The organism is Amycolatopsis keratiniphila subsp. keratiniphila, from assembly GCF_001620365.2.
GTDB classification, from domain to species: domain Bacteria; phylum Actinomycetota; class Actinomycetes; order Mycobacteriales; family Pseudonocardiaceae; genus Amycolatopsis; species Amycolatopsis keratiniphila.
Window position 1 is genome coordinate 353,543 of sequence record NZ_LQMT02000007.1, and the last position, 14,101, is coordinate 367,643.

General features: G+C 66.1%; 10 protein-coding genes and 1 pseudogene. 4 read left to right on the top strand and 7 right to left on the bottom strand.

All coding sequences use genetic code 11. From position 1 onward, the window contains the following. Positions 1 to 65: 65 nt before the first annotated feature. Together AVR91_RS05995 and AVR91_RS06000 are read left to right on the top strand one after the other, a co-directional pair. Positions 66 to 1,496, top strand: a complete 1,431-nt coding sequence (locus AVR91_RS05995) for a beta-propeller fold lactonase family protein (RefSeq protein WP_076857264.1) — start codon at positions 66 to 68, stop codon at positions 1,494 to 1,496. A gap of 321 nt (positions 1,497 to 1,817) precedes the next feature. Continuing rightward, entirely contained in the window at positions 1,818 to 3,326 is a 1,509-nt protein-coding gene (locus AVR91_RS06000) for a helix-turn-helix domain-containing protein (protein WP_063274790.1), read from the top strand. A gap of 52 nt (positions 3,327 to 3,378) precedes the next feature. On the opposite strand, the gene AVR91_RS06005 is transcribed toward AVR91_RS06000, so the two are convergent. The 3 genes from AVR91_RS06005 to AVR91_RS06015 form a co-directional block, all read right to left on the bottom strand. Beyond that, complete coding sequence (locus AVR91_RS06005) at positions 3,379 to 4,137, bottom strand: SDR family NAD(P)-dependent oxidoreductase (RefSeq protein WP_063274791.1); 759 nt, start codon at positions 4,135 to 4,137, stop codon at positions 3,379 to 3,381. Positions 4,138 to 4,169: 32 nt separating this feature from the next. Then, positions 4,170 to 4,532: a nuclear transport factor 2-like protein gene (locus tag AVR91_RS06010; protein WP_063274792.1), complete on the bottom strand. Its 363-nt coding sequence runs from the start codon at positions 4,530 to 4,532 to the stop codon at positions 4,170 to 4,172. Positions 4,533 to 4,618: 86 nt separating this feature from the next. Then, the gene (locus AVR91_RS06015) at positions 4,619 to 5,794 is read right to left on the bottom strand and encodes a CaiB/BaiF CoA transferase family protein (RefSeq protein WP_063274793.1); all 1,176 of its coding nucleotides are present in this window, start codon (positions 5,792 to 5,794) and stop codon (positions 4,619 to 4,621) included. 88 nt (positions 5,795 to 5,882) lie between these two features. Between AVR91_RS06015 and AVR91_RS06020 the strand changes: the two genes are divergently transcribed. Together AVR91_RS06020 and AVR91_RS06025 are read left to right on the top strand one after the other, a co-directional pair. Beyond that, a complete protein-coding gene (locus tag AVR91_RS06020; RefSeq protein WP_063274794.1) occupies positions 5,883 to 7,343 on the top strand; it encodes an aldehyde dehydrogenase in 1,461 nt (486 codons plus the stop codon). Between the two features lie 12 nt (positions 7,344 to 7,355). Continuing rightward, positions 7,356 to 8,735, top strand: a complete 1,380-nt coding sequence (locus tag AVR91_RS06025; protein ID WP_063274795.1) for an MmgE/PrpD family protein — start codon at positions 7,356 to 7,358, stop codon at positions 8,733 to 8,735. A 250-nt stretch (positions 8,736 to 8,985) separates the two neighbouring features. Here the strand turns inward: AVR91_RS06025 and AVR91_RS42700 are convergent, their stop codons facing one another. The 4 genes and pseudogenes from AVR91_RS42700 to AVR91_RS06045 form a co-directional block, all read right to left on the bottom strand. Beyond that, on the bottom strand, positions 8,986 to 9,819 hold the full coding sequence (locus tag AVR91_RS42700) for a hypothetical protein (RefSeq protein ID WP_143253894.1): 834 nt from the start codon (positions 9,817 to 9,819) through the stop codon (positions 8,986 to 8,988). Positions 9,820 to 10,708: 889 nt separating this feature from the next. Then, positions 10,709 to 11,570 (bottom strand): annotated as a pseudogene (locus tag AVR91_RS44575) (C40 family peptidase). 31 nt (positions 11,571 to 11,601) lie between these two features. Then, complete coding sequence (locus tag AVR91_RS06040; protein ID WP_063274797.1) at positions 11,602 to 13,026, bottom strand: aldehyde dehydrogenase; 1,425 nt, start codon at positions 13,024 to 13,026, stop codon at positions 11,602 to 11,604. A 17-nt stretch (positions 13,027 to 13,043) separates the two neighbouring features. Continuing rightward, on the bottom strand, positions 13,044 to 14,093 hold the full coding sequence (locus AVR91_RS06045; RefSeq protein WP_063274798.1) for a zinc-dependent alcohol dehydrogenase family protein: 1,050 nt from the start codon (positions 14,091 to 14,093) through the stop codon (positions 13,044 to 13,046). Positions 14,094 to 14,101 lie beyond the last annotated feature (8 nt).

Consider the following 14,101-nt stretch of genomic DNA (forward strand, 5'->3'; position numbering starts at 1 on the left):
CGAGCCCCGCTCCGCTGATCTGGCTCAACGTCGAGAAGTTCACAACACGGAGGTTTCACGCGCTCATGTCCAGAAACCCTCTTCTCCGCCCCCGTCGCGCGGCGGCCGGTCTCACGGCCGTCCTGTCGCTCCTCGCCGGCGGTCTCCTGGCGTCGTCACCGGCGTACGCCGCCACCGCCACCCCGGGCAGGTTCCTGCTCGTGGGTGGTCTGCTATCCCAAAACGTCGCGGTACACGGAGTCGCCAAGGACGGCACGCTTTCGAAAGTCGCCGGATCGCCGTTCGCCGCCTCCGCCGGCTTTTCGATCGTCGTCACCCCCGACGGCAAGAATGCCTACGTCGCCACCCTGACCGGCTCGTCGATCACCGGGTACCGGATCGGCGCCGACGGCAAGCTCACCGCGATTCCCGGCGGCAAGGTCGGCACCGGCGCCGCGGTCGTCGGTCTGGCGCTCACCCCAGACGGCTCGCGGCTGTTCGCGACCATGGGCGGCGGTGAGAACGAGGTCCGCTCCTACGACGTCGCCGCATCCGGCGCCATTACGAAGACCACCGCACCTCCGGCGGCGGTTCCCGGCGACAGCGCGCTCAGCCTGCCCGCCCTCAGCCCGGACGGCAGGTTCCTGTTCGTCACCAGCACCCTGCTGTCCAAGGTGACCAGTTTCGCGGTCGCGCCGGACGGCCGCCTCACCCTGATCGGCCAGTACCCCACGGGTAACGTCCCAGCGCTGCCCGCGGTGACTCCCGACGGCAAGTTCCTGTACATCAGCAATGAACAGGGCGCCAGCCTGATCGGATTCGCGATCGGCGCGGATGGCACGCTCACCCCGACCCCGGGGGGCCCGTACCCGACCGGGGATCTCCCGCACGGTGCGGCGATCACCGCCGACAGCGGCCGTCTGTACGTGCCCACCGCCGGCAGTGGCGCGGTCGAAGGATTCCGGATCGGCGCGGACGGCGCGCTCGCCTCGCTGCCGGGTTCTCCCTACGACGCACCGGACGGCATGCCGGGCCGCACGATCCTGAGCCCGGACGGGAAGGTGCTGTTCCTCGCCGACGTCTTCTCCCCTGGGGTGACCTCACGGGTGCACAGCTACAACGTCGGCGAAAACGGCGGCCTGGCACCGACCGGGCTGCCCGCCACGAACACAGGCGTGCTGATGAACGACGGCCCGTCCGCCGTGCTCACCCCGGACCAGGGACCGACCGCGTCCGTGCGCGTGGTGTCCGCACAGGGCGGCACCGGCTTCTTTTCCGCGGCGGCGTCGTCCGACCCGGACGGAAGGATCGTGCGGTACGACTGGGACTTCGGTGACGGGCAGACCTTGACCACGACGGAGCCCGAAGTCGCGCACACGTTCACCGGCGCCGGCCCGCGGACCGTGAAGGTCACCGTGACCGACGACGAAGGCTGCTCGACGAAGGCGGTCTTCATCGGGCAGACCGTCAGCTGCAACGGCGGACCGCGGGCGACCGCGACCGTCACCGCTCCGTAACGCGTCCGGGGGAACATAGCGGCCCACCGTCCATATCGGACGGTGGGCCGTTTTTCTTCGCGGGAGACCAGGTGGCGAAGATCGCGAAGCAGACCAGCAGCAGACGCGAGCGCTTGAGAGGACGCGACGGCCGCAAGTCCGTCCAGCGGGCGCTCACGAACTCACCGCGTTCGTTCGGGTGCACCTTCCCGCCATCGACCTAGTGTGACAAGGTGCGACCGCACCGGGGAGGGACGGAGTTGTCCCTCCCTCGATCGTGGCCACTCCCGTAACTTAGAGACATTATATTTAATGCCTGTCTACCGTGCCGAAGGAGTCGCGATGGCAGACCGGATCGCACCGGAGCCGCGTGACGACACCACTCCGCTGAGCCGGGCGGCGAATCCGGTGCTCGAACGCTTCGCCGCCGAACTCGCCGGATCCCCCGTCGCGCTGGTCCTCGCCGATCAGACGGCGAAGGTCGTCGGCGTGCGCTCCGCGAACAGATCGTTCCATCGGACCATCGAGAGGCTCGGTATCGCTCCGGGCGTCTCGTTCGGTGAGGACGAAATCGGGGTCAACGCCGTGGGAACACCGGCGGAAACGAGGCAAGGACTGCTCGTCCGCGGCCCCGAACACTCGCTGGCGTCCTTTCACGCGTTCACCTGTTACGGGCACCCGATCGTCAATCCGGTCACCCGCAGGCTCGAAGGGGTGCTCGGTATCGGGAGGCCCTCCGGTGAGGACGACCGGCTGTTCCCGCCGCTCGTCCAGCGGATGGTCCGTGACATCGAAGACCGCCTGCAACTGGCGTCCCCCAACGCCCAGCACCGGCTGCTGACCGCGTTCCAGCAAGCCGCGCGGCGCCGCGACCGTCCGGTGATCGTGCTCGGCGAAGGGCTCGTGCTGGCCACACCCGCGGCGCTGGACCTGCTCCAGCCCGCCGACCACGCCGCCGTCCGGGCCTGTGCCGAACAGATTCCCTCTCGTCTTGGCGAGACACAGCGTCTGGACCTGGCTTCCGGCCGTACCATCGCGGTGCACTGTGCCCCGATCGACGGAGTGCAGGGTGTACTGGTGGACATCCTCGCGGATGCGCCGGCACACCGGCACGACCGGTTCGACAGCGAACCGGGTTGGCCACTCCTCGTCGTCGGCGAGCCGGGCACCGGACGCACCACCGCGGCGCAGGAGGCCGCCGGAGGTGATCCGGTCACGCTCGACGCCGCCGAGATCGTGCGGCAAGGCGAGCAGTCGTGGGCCGTCACCATGGACGAGATACTCGGGAGCCAGGGCCCGGCCGTGATCGTGGACAACGCCCAGCTTCTCTCCGAGCGGATGACCGCGATCCTGGTCCAGCGCCTGCGCGCGACCCGGCGTGAGGTCGTGGTGGTTTCAACGCCAGGCGAGCATCTGGACGGTGTGCACGCGCCATTGGCCGCGATGTGCACCGCAAGACGGAACCTGCTTCCCCTGCGCCGGCGACGGCACGAGATCCCGCAGCTCGCGCAACGTGTGCTGGACGAGGTCACGGGAGCGGGGCGCACCCGTCTCACCGCCGATGCCTTGAGCGTGTTGACCGCACAGCCTTGGCCCGGCAACTTCTCCGAACTGCGGCGGGTCATGCTCGCGATCGCCGACGCGCGTTCCGCGGGAGACATCGTCCCGGCGGATCTCCCCGAGTCGCATCGCGGGAGACCGTCACCTGGTTCCCCGCTGCGCCAAGCCGAACGCGAGGTCATCGTGGCCGCCATCGAAGCGGCAGGTGGGAACAAGCAGAAAGCGGCGACTGCGCTGGGTGTCAGCCGCTCGACGCTCTACAACCGGATACGCGCGCTGCGCATCGACTGACTTCACCAGTGGCTCGTGCCAGAGGAGCGCGCTCCGGCACGAGCCACTTCACTCAGTACAGCGTGTAGCCGCCGTCCACCGCGAGCGTGACCCCGGTGACGTAGGACGCCGCGTCGGAGAGCAACCACATCGCGGCCTGCGCCTGCTCGACCGGCTCACTGCCTCGGCGCAGCGCGTGCGTCGCCTCGACCGTCTTCACGTAGTCCGGGTTGAGCTTGATGTACTCCAGGTACATCGGTGTCATGGACGTCGAAGGACCGATCGCGTTGACGCGGATGCCCTTCTCACCGTATTCGGCCGCGGCCGCCTTGGTGAGCCCCATCAGCGCGTGCTTCGACGCGGTGTACTCCGCGGCCTTCGGGATGTAGATGAACGCCCCGACGGACGCGGTGTTGACGATCGAACCCCCGCCGGTTTCGAGCATCGCCGGGATCTCGTGCTTCATGCACAGGAACGGCCCGGTGACGTTGATGGCGAAGATCCGGTCGAAGTCCGCGCGGTCGATGTCGGTGAGCAGTTTGCCCGTGTTCGGGACGCCCGCGTTGTTGAACGCGCCATCAAGCCTGCCGTACGCCGACACGGCGGCGTCGACCATCGCCTTCACCTGGTCCTCGTCGGTCACGTCCGTCGTGACGAACTGGACCTCGTGTCCCTGGCCCTTCAATTCCTTCGCCAGGGATTCTCCCGCATCCTCCGTGCGGTCGGCGATGGTGACCTTGGCGCCGTTCTCCGCGAAAAGCCGCACGGCGGCCTCGCCGATGCCGCTGGCCCCACCGGTGACGATGACGGATCTGCCCGCGAGTCCGGACATGTCTTGCTCCTTCTGCCTTACCGGGTGGGATTTCAGACCGCGAGGTCCGTCTCGGGGCCGATGTACTCCTCGGCCTGGACGACCTTGCCGCCCTCGACGGTCGCGACCTGGATGAGGTGAATCTTGACCTCGGGCCCGTCCTCACCCTGCGGCTTGAGCACACCTGAGGTCTGGGCAAAGAAACCCTTCTCGGTCAACGTCACGCGCGAGTTCGTGAACTCGGGCAAGCCGCCGCGGTCGTGCACCGCGTCGATGGCGGCCTTGAGCGACATCCACTTGTCGTCGGCGCTGTGCCACACCCGGCAATCCGGTGTGCAGATCTCGTAGAAGTGATCGACATCGGTCAGGGCCTTGAGCCAGCCCTGGGCGAGTTCTTCCTTGGTGGCTTCGGACATCGTCGTCCTCACTTTCCTGGGGTCACGGGGATCTGCTCCGACGATAGGGAGCTGAGGAGTGCCTCACTGTCCAAGAATCTGGACACTCAGGACTCGTCCGCGTACAGCACTCCGGTCGTGATCAATTCTTCGATCTCTTCCGCGGTGAGCACTTCACCGGCAACCGCACGGGTGTCGGCACCGACCTTCGGCGCGCGGCCGGCGCGGTCCGGGCGTTCGCCGTCGAATGTCCACGGTGGACGAAGTAGGGCGAGACCGTCGTCCTGGCGTTCCACGAGATCCAGATGCCGGACCTGTTCGTGGTCGAGGTAGCCGTTCATCGACAGCACCGGGGCGAAGGGGACGTCGTGATCGGTGAGGACCTGTTCCCAGTGTTTCTTCGGTTTGGTCGCGAACTCCGCTTCGACGATGGGGACCAGCTCGAAGTAGTTCGCCTCGCGGGGCCGGTACTCGGCGAAGCGCGGATCCTCCGTGAGATCCATCCGGTCCATCGCCCGGCACAGCGAGGTCCAGAACTTCTGCGACGACGACAGGTGCACGGCCAGGTACTCACCCGTCGACGTCGGCACACAGAAGTTCTGCGCCTGCGGGTGACGGCTCGTACGGCTGGGATCGTGCCCGAGTTCGAAGGCCTGGGTGACGCCGTCGGCGATGAGGACGCTCACCGCCTCCATAATGGAGGTCTCCATCCGCTGCGGCTGCCCGGTCTTGAGCCTGCCCACCAGCGCGGCCAGGACACCGGTCGCCGTGCTGAGCCCGGTGACCAGGTCGGCGCTCAGCCCGCCGGCGAGTTGCGGATGGTCGCCATCGCTGAACAACGAGTAGAGGCCGCCGAACGCGTGGCCGATCGTGTCGTAGGCGGGACGGTTCGCCAGCGGCCCGGAGGAGCCGAAACCCGTGACGGAGCCGTAGATGACGTCCGGACGCAGGGCCCGGCAGTCATCAGGCCCCAGGCCCATCGCGGCGACCTTGCCGGGCCGGAGATTCTCGAGCACCACGTCGAAACGCGGAACGAGCGCCTTCACCACGGCGACCCCGTCGGCGGATTTGAGATCGACCGCCAGGCTGCGTTTCCCGGTGTTGTACTGCCGGAAATACGGGCTGCGGTCGTTCTGGTGGCGGCGGAAGTCCTCGCCGGAACCGGGGCGTTCCACCTTGACCACCTCGGCGCCGAGTGCGCAGAGCATCGAGGTCCCGAACGGGAGCGCGATGTAGCCGCCGATTTCGAGGATCCGGATGCCGTCGAGCGGCTTGTGCTGCATGCTTCCTGCCTTCCGGAGAATTCTACATATTTTATATAATCTACGGTAAGGTCGGTCAAGGCAGCGAACGACAAAGGAGCCGAACGCGATGAGTGCGCCGACCGAACTTTGGCAAGGTCACTACGACAAGTTGTTCATCGGCGGCCAGTGGGTGATGCCCGCGTCCGACCGCGTCATCGAGGTGGTCTCCCCCGCGACCGAGCAGACGGTGGCGCGCGTACCGGAGGCCGTCGAGGCGGATGTCGAAGCCGCCGTGACCGCGGCGCGCGAAGCGTTCGACAACGGTCCTTGGCCCCGGCTGCCGCTCGACGAGCGCATCGCCGTTCTCCGCAAGCTCAGCGCGGAACTCGCCGCCCACGAGTCGGACGCGGCCCACCTGGTGAGCGCCGAAATGGGCTGCCCGATCACGCTGTCGACCAAGATGCAGGCGATCGGCCCGCGCATGCTGCTCGACGCCTTCATCGACCTCGCGCCCACTTACCCGTGGTCCGACACCCGGCGGTCCGTGAGCGGGCACGCGCTCGTCACCCGTGAGCCGGTCGGTGTCGTCGCGGCGATCGTTCCTTGGAACGCACCCCTGCTCATCACCATGATCAAGCTCGCCCCAGCCCTGCTCGCCGGCTGCACCATGGTCGTCAAGCCGTCGCCGGAGACACCGCTCGACGCGTACCTGCTCGGCCACCTCCTGGAGCGAGCGGGACTGCCCGCGGGCGTGGTGAACATCGTTCCGGCACAGCGGGAAGTCAGTGAACATCTCGTACGTCATCGCGGCGTGGACAAGGTGTCCTTCACCGGGTCCACGGCAGCGGGCCGCCGGATCGCCGCCCTGTGCGGGCAGGATCTGCGGCGCGTGACACTCGAACTGGGCGGCAAATCGGCCGCCGTCCTGCTGGAGGACGCCGATCTCGACGCCGCGATCGCCGCCGTCCGCGCGGTTTCGCTGCGCAACAGCGGCCAGGTGTGCAGCAACAAGACGCGGATCGTGGTGGCTCGCTCGCGGCGGAACGAACTGCACGACCGGCTCGTCGATCTGATCTCCTCGATGCCCGTGGGCGACCCGCTCGACCCGGCCACCGAGGTGGGACCGATGGTGAGCGCGGCCCAGCGGACCCGCGTCGAGGGATACATCGCCGAGGGCAAGGCGTCGGGTTCGACGCTGCTCGTCGGCGGCGCGCGCCCCGAGGGACTCGACCGCGGCTGGTACGTCGCGCCGACGGTCTTCGCCGACGTCGACCCGGACGCGAAGATCGCGCAGGAGGAGATCTTCGGCCCGGTGCTCACGGTGCACACCTTCGACACCGAGGCCGAAGCGGTCGCGATCGCCAACAACTCGGAGTACGGCCTCAACGGCTCGGTGTTCGCCGCCGACCCCGAACGCGCGCTGTCGGTCGCGCGGCGGATCCGGACCGGGACCGTGGAGATCAACGGCAATCCGGTGGGCTTCACCGCGCCGATCGGCGGCTTCAAGAACAGCGGCATCGGCCGCGAGGCGGGCCTCGAAGGGTTCGACGCGTACGTCGAGCTGAAGTCCTACGGCCTCCCCCACTGAAAGGCGACAAGCATGGGAAATCTCGAAACAGCGGCGGCGCAGCTCGTCACCGGACTCACCTACGACCGGATCCCGGCGGACGCGCTCGCCGGTGCCCGCCGTCTCCTGCAGGACCAGCTCGGTCTGCAGGTCGGCAGTGCGGCCCTTCCGTGGAGCCAGGCGATCCTCGATGTCACCAGGGCGGCGCACGCGCCGGGCACCGCGCATGTGACCGCGACCTCCGACGCGATGAGCGCGGCCGACGCCGCCTTCGTCAACGCGACGTTCGGCCACGGCTTCGAGTACGACGACGCGCACCGCGCGAGCTCCTCTCATCCCGGGAGTTGTGTCGTCTCCGCGGCGTTCGCCGTCGGTGAAGAGCTCGGCGCCACCCTGCGCGACATAGTCACCGCCGTCGTCGCCGGGTACGAGGTGTACACCCGTATCGGGAACCTCGCGGCCCCCGAACTGCTGGAGCGTGGCTTCCACCCGCACGGTCTGCTGTCGACCTTCGGTGCCGCCGCGGTCACGGCCAAACTGCGCGGATTCGACGTCGAGACCACGGTCCACACGCTCTCGATCGCGCTGAGCCACGCCTCGGGCACGACGGAGTACACGTCTTCCGGCGGCTCGATCAAACGCGCGCACTCCGGGATCGGAACCCGTAACGGCATCCGCGCCGCGGAACTGGCCGCGGCAGGCATCACTGGTCCGACGACCTTCCTCAGCGGCCGCAAAGGCTTCTTCCAGACTTTCGCCGGACGCTCGGTGACCGACACCGCCGCGTTCGACTTGGACCAGCCCTTCGAGATCACGCGCGTATGGATCAAGCCGTACTGCTGCTGCGGGATCAACCACGCCTACATCGACGGCGCTCGCCAGATCGCTTCGCGCGCCTCGGAAATCGACTCGGTGCTGTTGGGCATCCAGACCGGTGGCGACGTCATCATCGGCAATCAGAATGCGAACGCCTACGCGCCGAAGATCATCGAGCATCTGCAGTACAGCCTGCCGTTCCAGTTCGCGCTGTCGGTCTTGGGGTATGGAAACGGGTTCACGACCCATCACGACTATCTGGCCGGAAGGCTCGACCTCGGTGAGGGAAGCGACGTCAACGCGATGGCGCGCCGGGTCAAGATCGAGGTCAAGCCGGAGTTGGACCGGGCGTATCCGGGCCGCTGGGTCGGCGACATCGCCGTCACCTATCGGGACGGCACCACCGAGCACGTGTTCGTCGACAATCCCGCCGGCACGGCGGAGAACCCGATGTCGCAAGATGATCTGGACGCGAAGTTCCGCGACGTGACCGTGGGCGCGCTGGGGCTGGAGCGGAGCGAGGCGCTTCTGCGGGCGATCCATACGCTGGATCCGGACCAGCCAGCCACTGAGTTCGCCACCTTGCTGACGGCCTGAACCGCAATTAGTCCTCTACTTGCGATCGGCCATCCCCCAATTTGGCAGGCCATCTCAGGTGAGATGTCCGAACATCTGGGGAAGCTCAGCTCCATCCGCTCTCACAGACCACCTTATTTCCTGGCTGCGTTTTCCTGAAGTCACGCATGGATCAGGTTGGGTGGACTGAAGGGAAGGGCGGGCCTTTATGCAGCAGGCTCGCCCTCCCCTTACTTATCTCACCCGCAATGCGCCAAGGTAGTGCCGACGCTTAAATGCTTGACAGCACACCGGTCGCCTTTTGTAACTTCAATGGGGATGACGTGTATGAAAGCGCCATGCCGAAGAGGCTGATGCTGAAGCCCCAAGAGCCGTCACCACCCTGATTGTGCTCATAGTAATACCGAGCTTGCAGTGCTTCACCCTCGCAGCCTGGCTTGGTGCGCTTGAAAGCCAGCTGGGTCCCCCCGTGATCCATCAGCATCTTGAACCCTGATGTCCGGTCCTCGATATCCCAAAGAGTTGCGGTTACGCCCGCGTTTTGTCGCGCGAAGTGCTTGACGGGATAGCTGTTCCCCTCATAGTCTTGCGCAGCAATTGCCTCTCCTGCCCACGCCCAGCAATTTGGAACAGCAGCACCGATTCCACTCGCATCCCCTGGCGCACCGGTGCCGATGAAGTTGTCTCGAAAGTTCCAGCTGCCATTGAAAAACCAGTACTCAATCTTGGGATCGTTGGAGTCCTTCGCGTAATAGGCGTAGCCATCGACTTCGAAGATGTCCCGCGGCAAGTCCATGATCCCGAAAGGGCTTGACTCCTTACGTTCGACTGCCGCCTGGTTATGCAACGCTTGCGCGGCTTGCGCAGAGAGTCCAGCACGTTCACCAATGGCGAAAGACACGCGACTTCCACCATTGGCAACTATCACCTTTTCCAGGCCGATATAATCGTCCGGGTGGCGGAGCTTGTAGTCGGTTGCCACCCGCGGCAAGTGGCTGCTCAAGGGTTCGGTAAACGCGTTTCCCATAGCAGTAGCAGGCGAGATGCCCGCCACTAAGGATAGAGTCACGCCAGAGATCGCAAGTGCTACCTTTGCGAACTTCATGGTCCCCCTAGAATTGGACTAGCCAAGGCGTACTGCTAGTCAGCCGAAAGATCTTACAGCATGATCATGTCGACAGTGTGATCTTCGGGGATATTTTGAATCAGCTTCTGCCGTGTTCGCCTGAACCAACGGCATTAACCTTGCCGTTCAGGCTAGTGGTTATGCGATCGCAATAAGGCAGCTTCAATTCTCAGCCCAATTCCAGTGATAGCTAGCACAACTGCAAGCAATCGCGGCCACTCCGGCGTTCCGGTACCAAAAATCTCTAATACTACAATTACAAATGCAGCCAATAGGGCAACTGTTCCAGCGGACCTAACTGCCGCAGCATCTCTGTGGCGACGGTCCGCCGACGGCTCTGCCATGATTGGCCCCCAACTATCCTTGATATCAAGCTGACTCTCACATCTTAGCGCAGCCCAGGTTCAGGCCTGAAGCGAGACCACCTCGACGATGAGTCGATGCCGACGATTTGAGTCACCTTCGTACCATCTGCAGAAACAACACTGCGCCCCCACTGTCGATCATGACTGCTTGACGATGACAGACTGACATGGGCGGCGGCTATCCGCGATTCGGGTGAATGAGCGGCGTCGAGCATGGGCGTACGGGCTAAAGACACAAACCAAAGATACTTCACTCGGCGCCGCGGTGGTGTCGAATCTGCAGATCACATCACTGCCCCTGGAAAAGTCAACGATTATAGTGGAAGTCGACGAATTCGAGTACGGATTCCTGACATGCGGGGTTTTGAGGCAGGGGCAAGTCGTGTACCGCTGAGTGAAGCCTCGTTCTCGCGCCCGATATAGGTGCAGATGTCTGAATGATGCTTTGTGCCCGCGTCGCAAGTGAGGAATATGTCCCGTTCCTCCGAAAACTACAATAGAGCCTAGTTTAATGGGCGCGTCGCGCCCGTGTATGCGTCACCGGGCCGACGGTAGTTATCGATCTGAACGGCTTCCCGAAGGTCGGCGCGTTGATCATTTTACCCTTTCCGATGTAGAGGCCGACATGGTGAATTCTCGCGGGCATGCTGTAAAAGACGAGGTCGCCCGGTAGAAGCAGTTCCTTGTCCGGCACCCGGGGTCCGGCGTGATATTGAGTGTGGTCGGTACGGGGAAGCGAGATCCCCGCTGCGCCGTAGGCGGCCTTGGCCAGTCCGGAGCAGCCGAAACCTTCATGCCCGCCGTCCGAGCCGTTTCCGCCTCAGACGTACGGAAGGCTACGTTGGCTGCATGCGTAGGTGATCGCGACCGTCGCGGCGGGGGTGAGTGTCTGGATCGCGGTTGCAATCGGCTGTTCCGCTGGTTGTACAGGTCGCCCCATGGACTGCTGCGACGATCTGACGAGCGGCTGGTTCGAACTGTGCGTAGCGGTCGGGAAGTCCTGATCGCTGCACTGTTTGGGCGGCTTCGGCGACGGTCATGTTCTGCCAGTTCGGTAGGTAGCGCTATGAGATGCCGGTAAAGATGCTCGCTGCTGTAGTTCGGGTTCATGATCTGGGCGACGGAGCCCCAGCCTTGTGAGGGGCGCTGATCGAAGAGGCCGACGCTGTCGCGATCGCCGTACGCGAGGTTCCGTAGTCGTGACTCGGTGATGGCGGTCGTGATCGCGATGGCCCGGCCCGGTTCGGGAACGTCCATCTGTTTGCCGACGGCGACGATCGTCGCCGCATGGCCCATTTCCGGGGAGCCGTATTCGGTTGTCGAGGTGCCACTTGCGCCGCCCACCGCCGATGAGAAGATCAGCACGACGAAGAACGCGACGCCGGCCGCGGCGAGACTAAAAGCGCGGAGCCCGGAAGATCGTCTTGTACTCCAGGTACGCGTCCACGCTCTGCGGACCCAGTTCGCGGCCGATCCCGCTTTGCTTCACCCCGCCGAACGGCGTCTCGATGGGCAGTGTCGACGTGTTCACCCCGACGCTGCCGCTCACGATCCTGCGCGCCACCTCCGTCGCCCGGTCGACATCTGGCGAGAACACACCGCCACCCAGCCCGTAGTCCGAGTCGTTGGCGATGGCGACGGCCTCGTCGACGGTCTCGTAGGGCATCACCACCAGCACCGGACCGAAGATTTCCTCACGCGCGATCCGCATGTCGTTCGTGACGCCGCGGAAGATCGTCGGCTCTACGTAGTAGCCGCGGTCGAGCCCGGCGGGCCGCCCACCGCCGAGGACGAGCTCGGCGCCTTCGGAACGGCCGAGGGCGATGTAGGACTCGACGCGGTCGCGCTGCGTCGCGTTCACCAGCGGGCCGAAGAAGTTCCCGGGATCCGTCGGATCCCCCTGAGGGATGGCGCTCATCGTCGCGCTGAGCATGTCGACGATCTCGTCGTAGCGGGACGCGGGCGCCAGCACCCTGGTCAGTGCCCGGCAGGTCTGCCCGGTGTTCGGCGCGCAGGCGGACATCACCAGCGGCCGGAAGGCGTCCAGGTCGACGTCGTCGAGAAGGATCCCGGCGGATTTGCCGCCCAACTCCAGCGTGACCCGCTTCAGCTGGGTCGCGCATTCGACGGCGATCGCCTTGCCCGCGACCGTCGAGCCGGTGAACGCGACCTTGTGCACGCCGGGATGCGCGACCAGGGCGGCGCCGGTTTCGCGGCCGCCGGTGACGATGTTGACGACACCGTCCGGGATCCCCGCGGCGGTCAGGATCTCGGCGAAGACGAACGCGTCCAGTGAGGTTTCCGGCGCTGGTTTGATCACCGCGGTGCAACCCGCGGCCAACGCGGGTCCGAGTTTCCACGCGATCAGCGGCTGCGGGCCGTTCCAGGGCGTGATCGCGCCGACCACGCCGACGGGTTCCCGGCGGACGACGGCGTCCCCGCTCGCGGTCTCGACGTGGCTCTCCGTCTCCAGTTTCTCCGCCAGCGAAGCGAAATACCGATAAGTGACGGGGACCTGACTCTGCATCGCGCGGGTGATGCTGATCGGTGTGCCGTTCTGCCGGGTGACCAGTTCCGAGATCTCCTCGGACCGGGCTTCGAAGGCGTCCGCGATCGCGCGCAGGTACCCGGCGCGTTCGGCGGGCGTCCGGGCCGCCCATTGCTCCCCCGCCGCGGTCGCCGCTCCGACAGCGGTGTCGACGTCGGTGGCGTCGCCGTCCACGATGGACGCGAATGCCTCCTCCGTCGCCGGGTTGGTCACCGCGATCCGGCCCGCCGAGTGAGCGGGGGTCAGTCTGCCGTCGATGAAATGGGTCGTCATGGGGACTCCAGGGATTCTCAGAACTCGATGACGGCTTTGCCGCCTGTCTGCCGATCGAAGGCCTCGTAGGCCTTGACCGCGTCGTCGAGCCGCCAGCGGTCGGTGAAGACACGGTCGACCTCGACGCCGTGCGCCGCGATGAATCGGGCGCAGTCGCCCTGCCCGACCAGGGAGAACGTGTACGAGCCGAGCACGGTCAGTTGTTTGCGGATCAGATCCGGGCTGACGTCCAGGGTGACGTTCGAGCCCTCGCCGACGAAGGCGACCGTGCCCCACTTCGCCGCAGACTTCACCGCGGCGGCCCGAGCGGGCGGTGCTCCGGAGCAGTCGAGCGCCTTTGTCACGCCCTTGCCACCGGTGAGTTCCCGGATGGCTTCGACGGGATCCGCTGCGCTCGAGTCGACGGTGTCCGCGGCCCCGAAGTCCGTCGCCCGTTCGACCCGTGCCCGCTCGATGTCGACCGCGATCACCCGGGCGCCCATCGCGGCGGCGAGCTGCACCGCCGACTGGCCGACCGGCCCCTGGCCGAACACAGCGATCGAGTCGCCTGCACCGACTCCCAACCGGGTCAGCGCGCCGAAGGCCGTGCCGGTCCCGCAGGAGATCGCCGCCCCGGCGGCGAAACTCAGTTCGTCCGGCAGCGGGACGAGCGTCCGGGCGGGCACTTTGAGGAAGTCGGCGTGCCCGCCGTGCGCGGTCGCACCGTAGATGACGTTCCCGCGTTCGCACAGTTGCGGCCAGCCGGTGCGGCACTGGTCGCAGAACCCGCACCCGTCGTAGTGGTGAACCATCATCCGGTCCCCCACGCGGACCGCGCGGGGGTCGACGTCCGCGCCCACGGCGGCGACCACGCCGCACGGTTCGTGTCCGCCGATGATGCCGGCGTCGTCGCCGGTCAGGCCGAACGCGGCGAGCGCCTGCCCGGCCGGCGCCCGGTAGAAGTGCAGGTCGCTGCCGCACATCCCGGATGCCTTGAGTTCCAGCACCACTTCGTCGCGGTCCGGAGTGGGGTCGTCGAAATCCTGGATCTCGACGACCCGGTCGCCCTTGAAAACAACTCCACGCATGTCTCGTC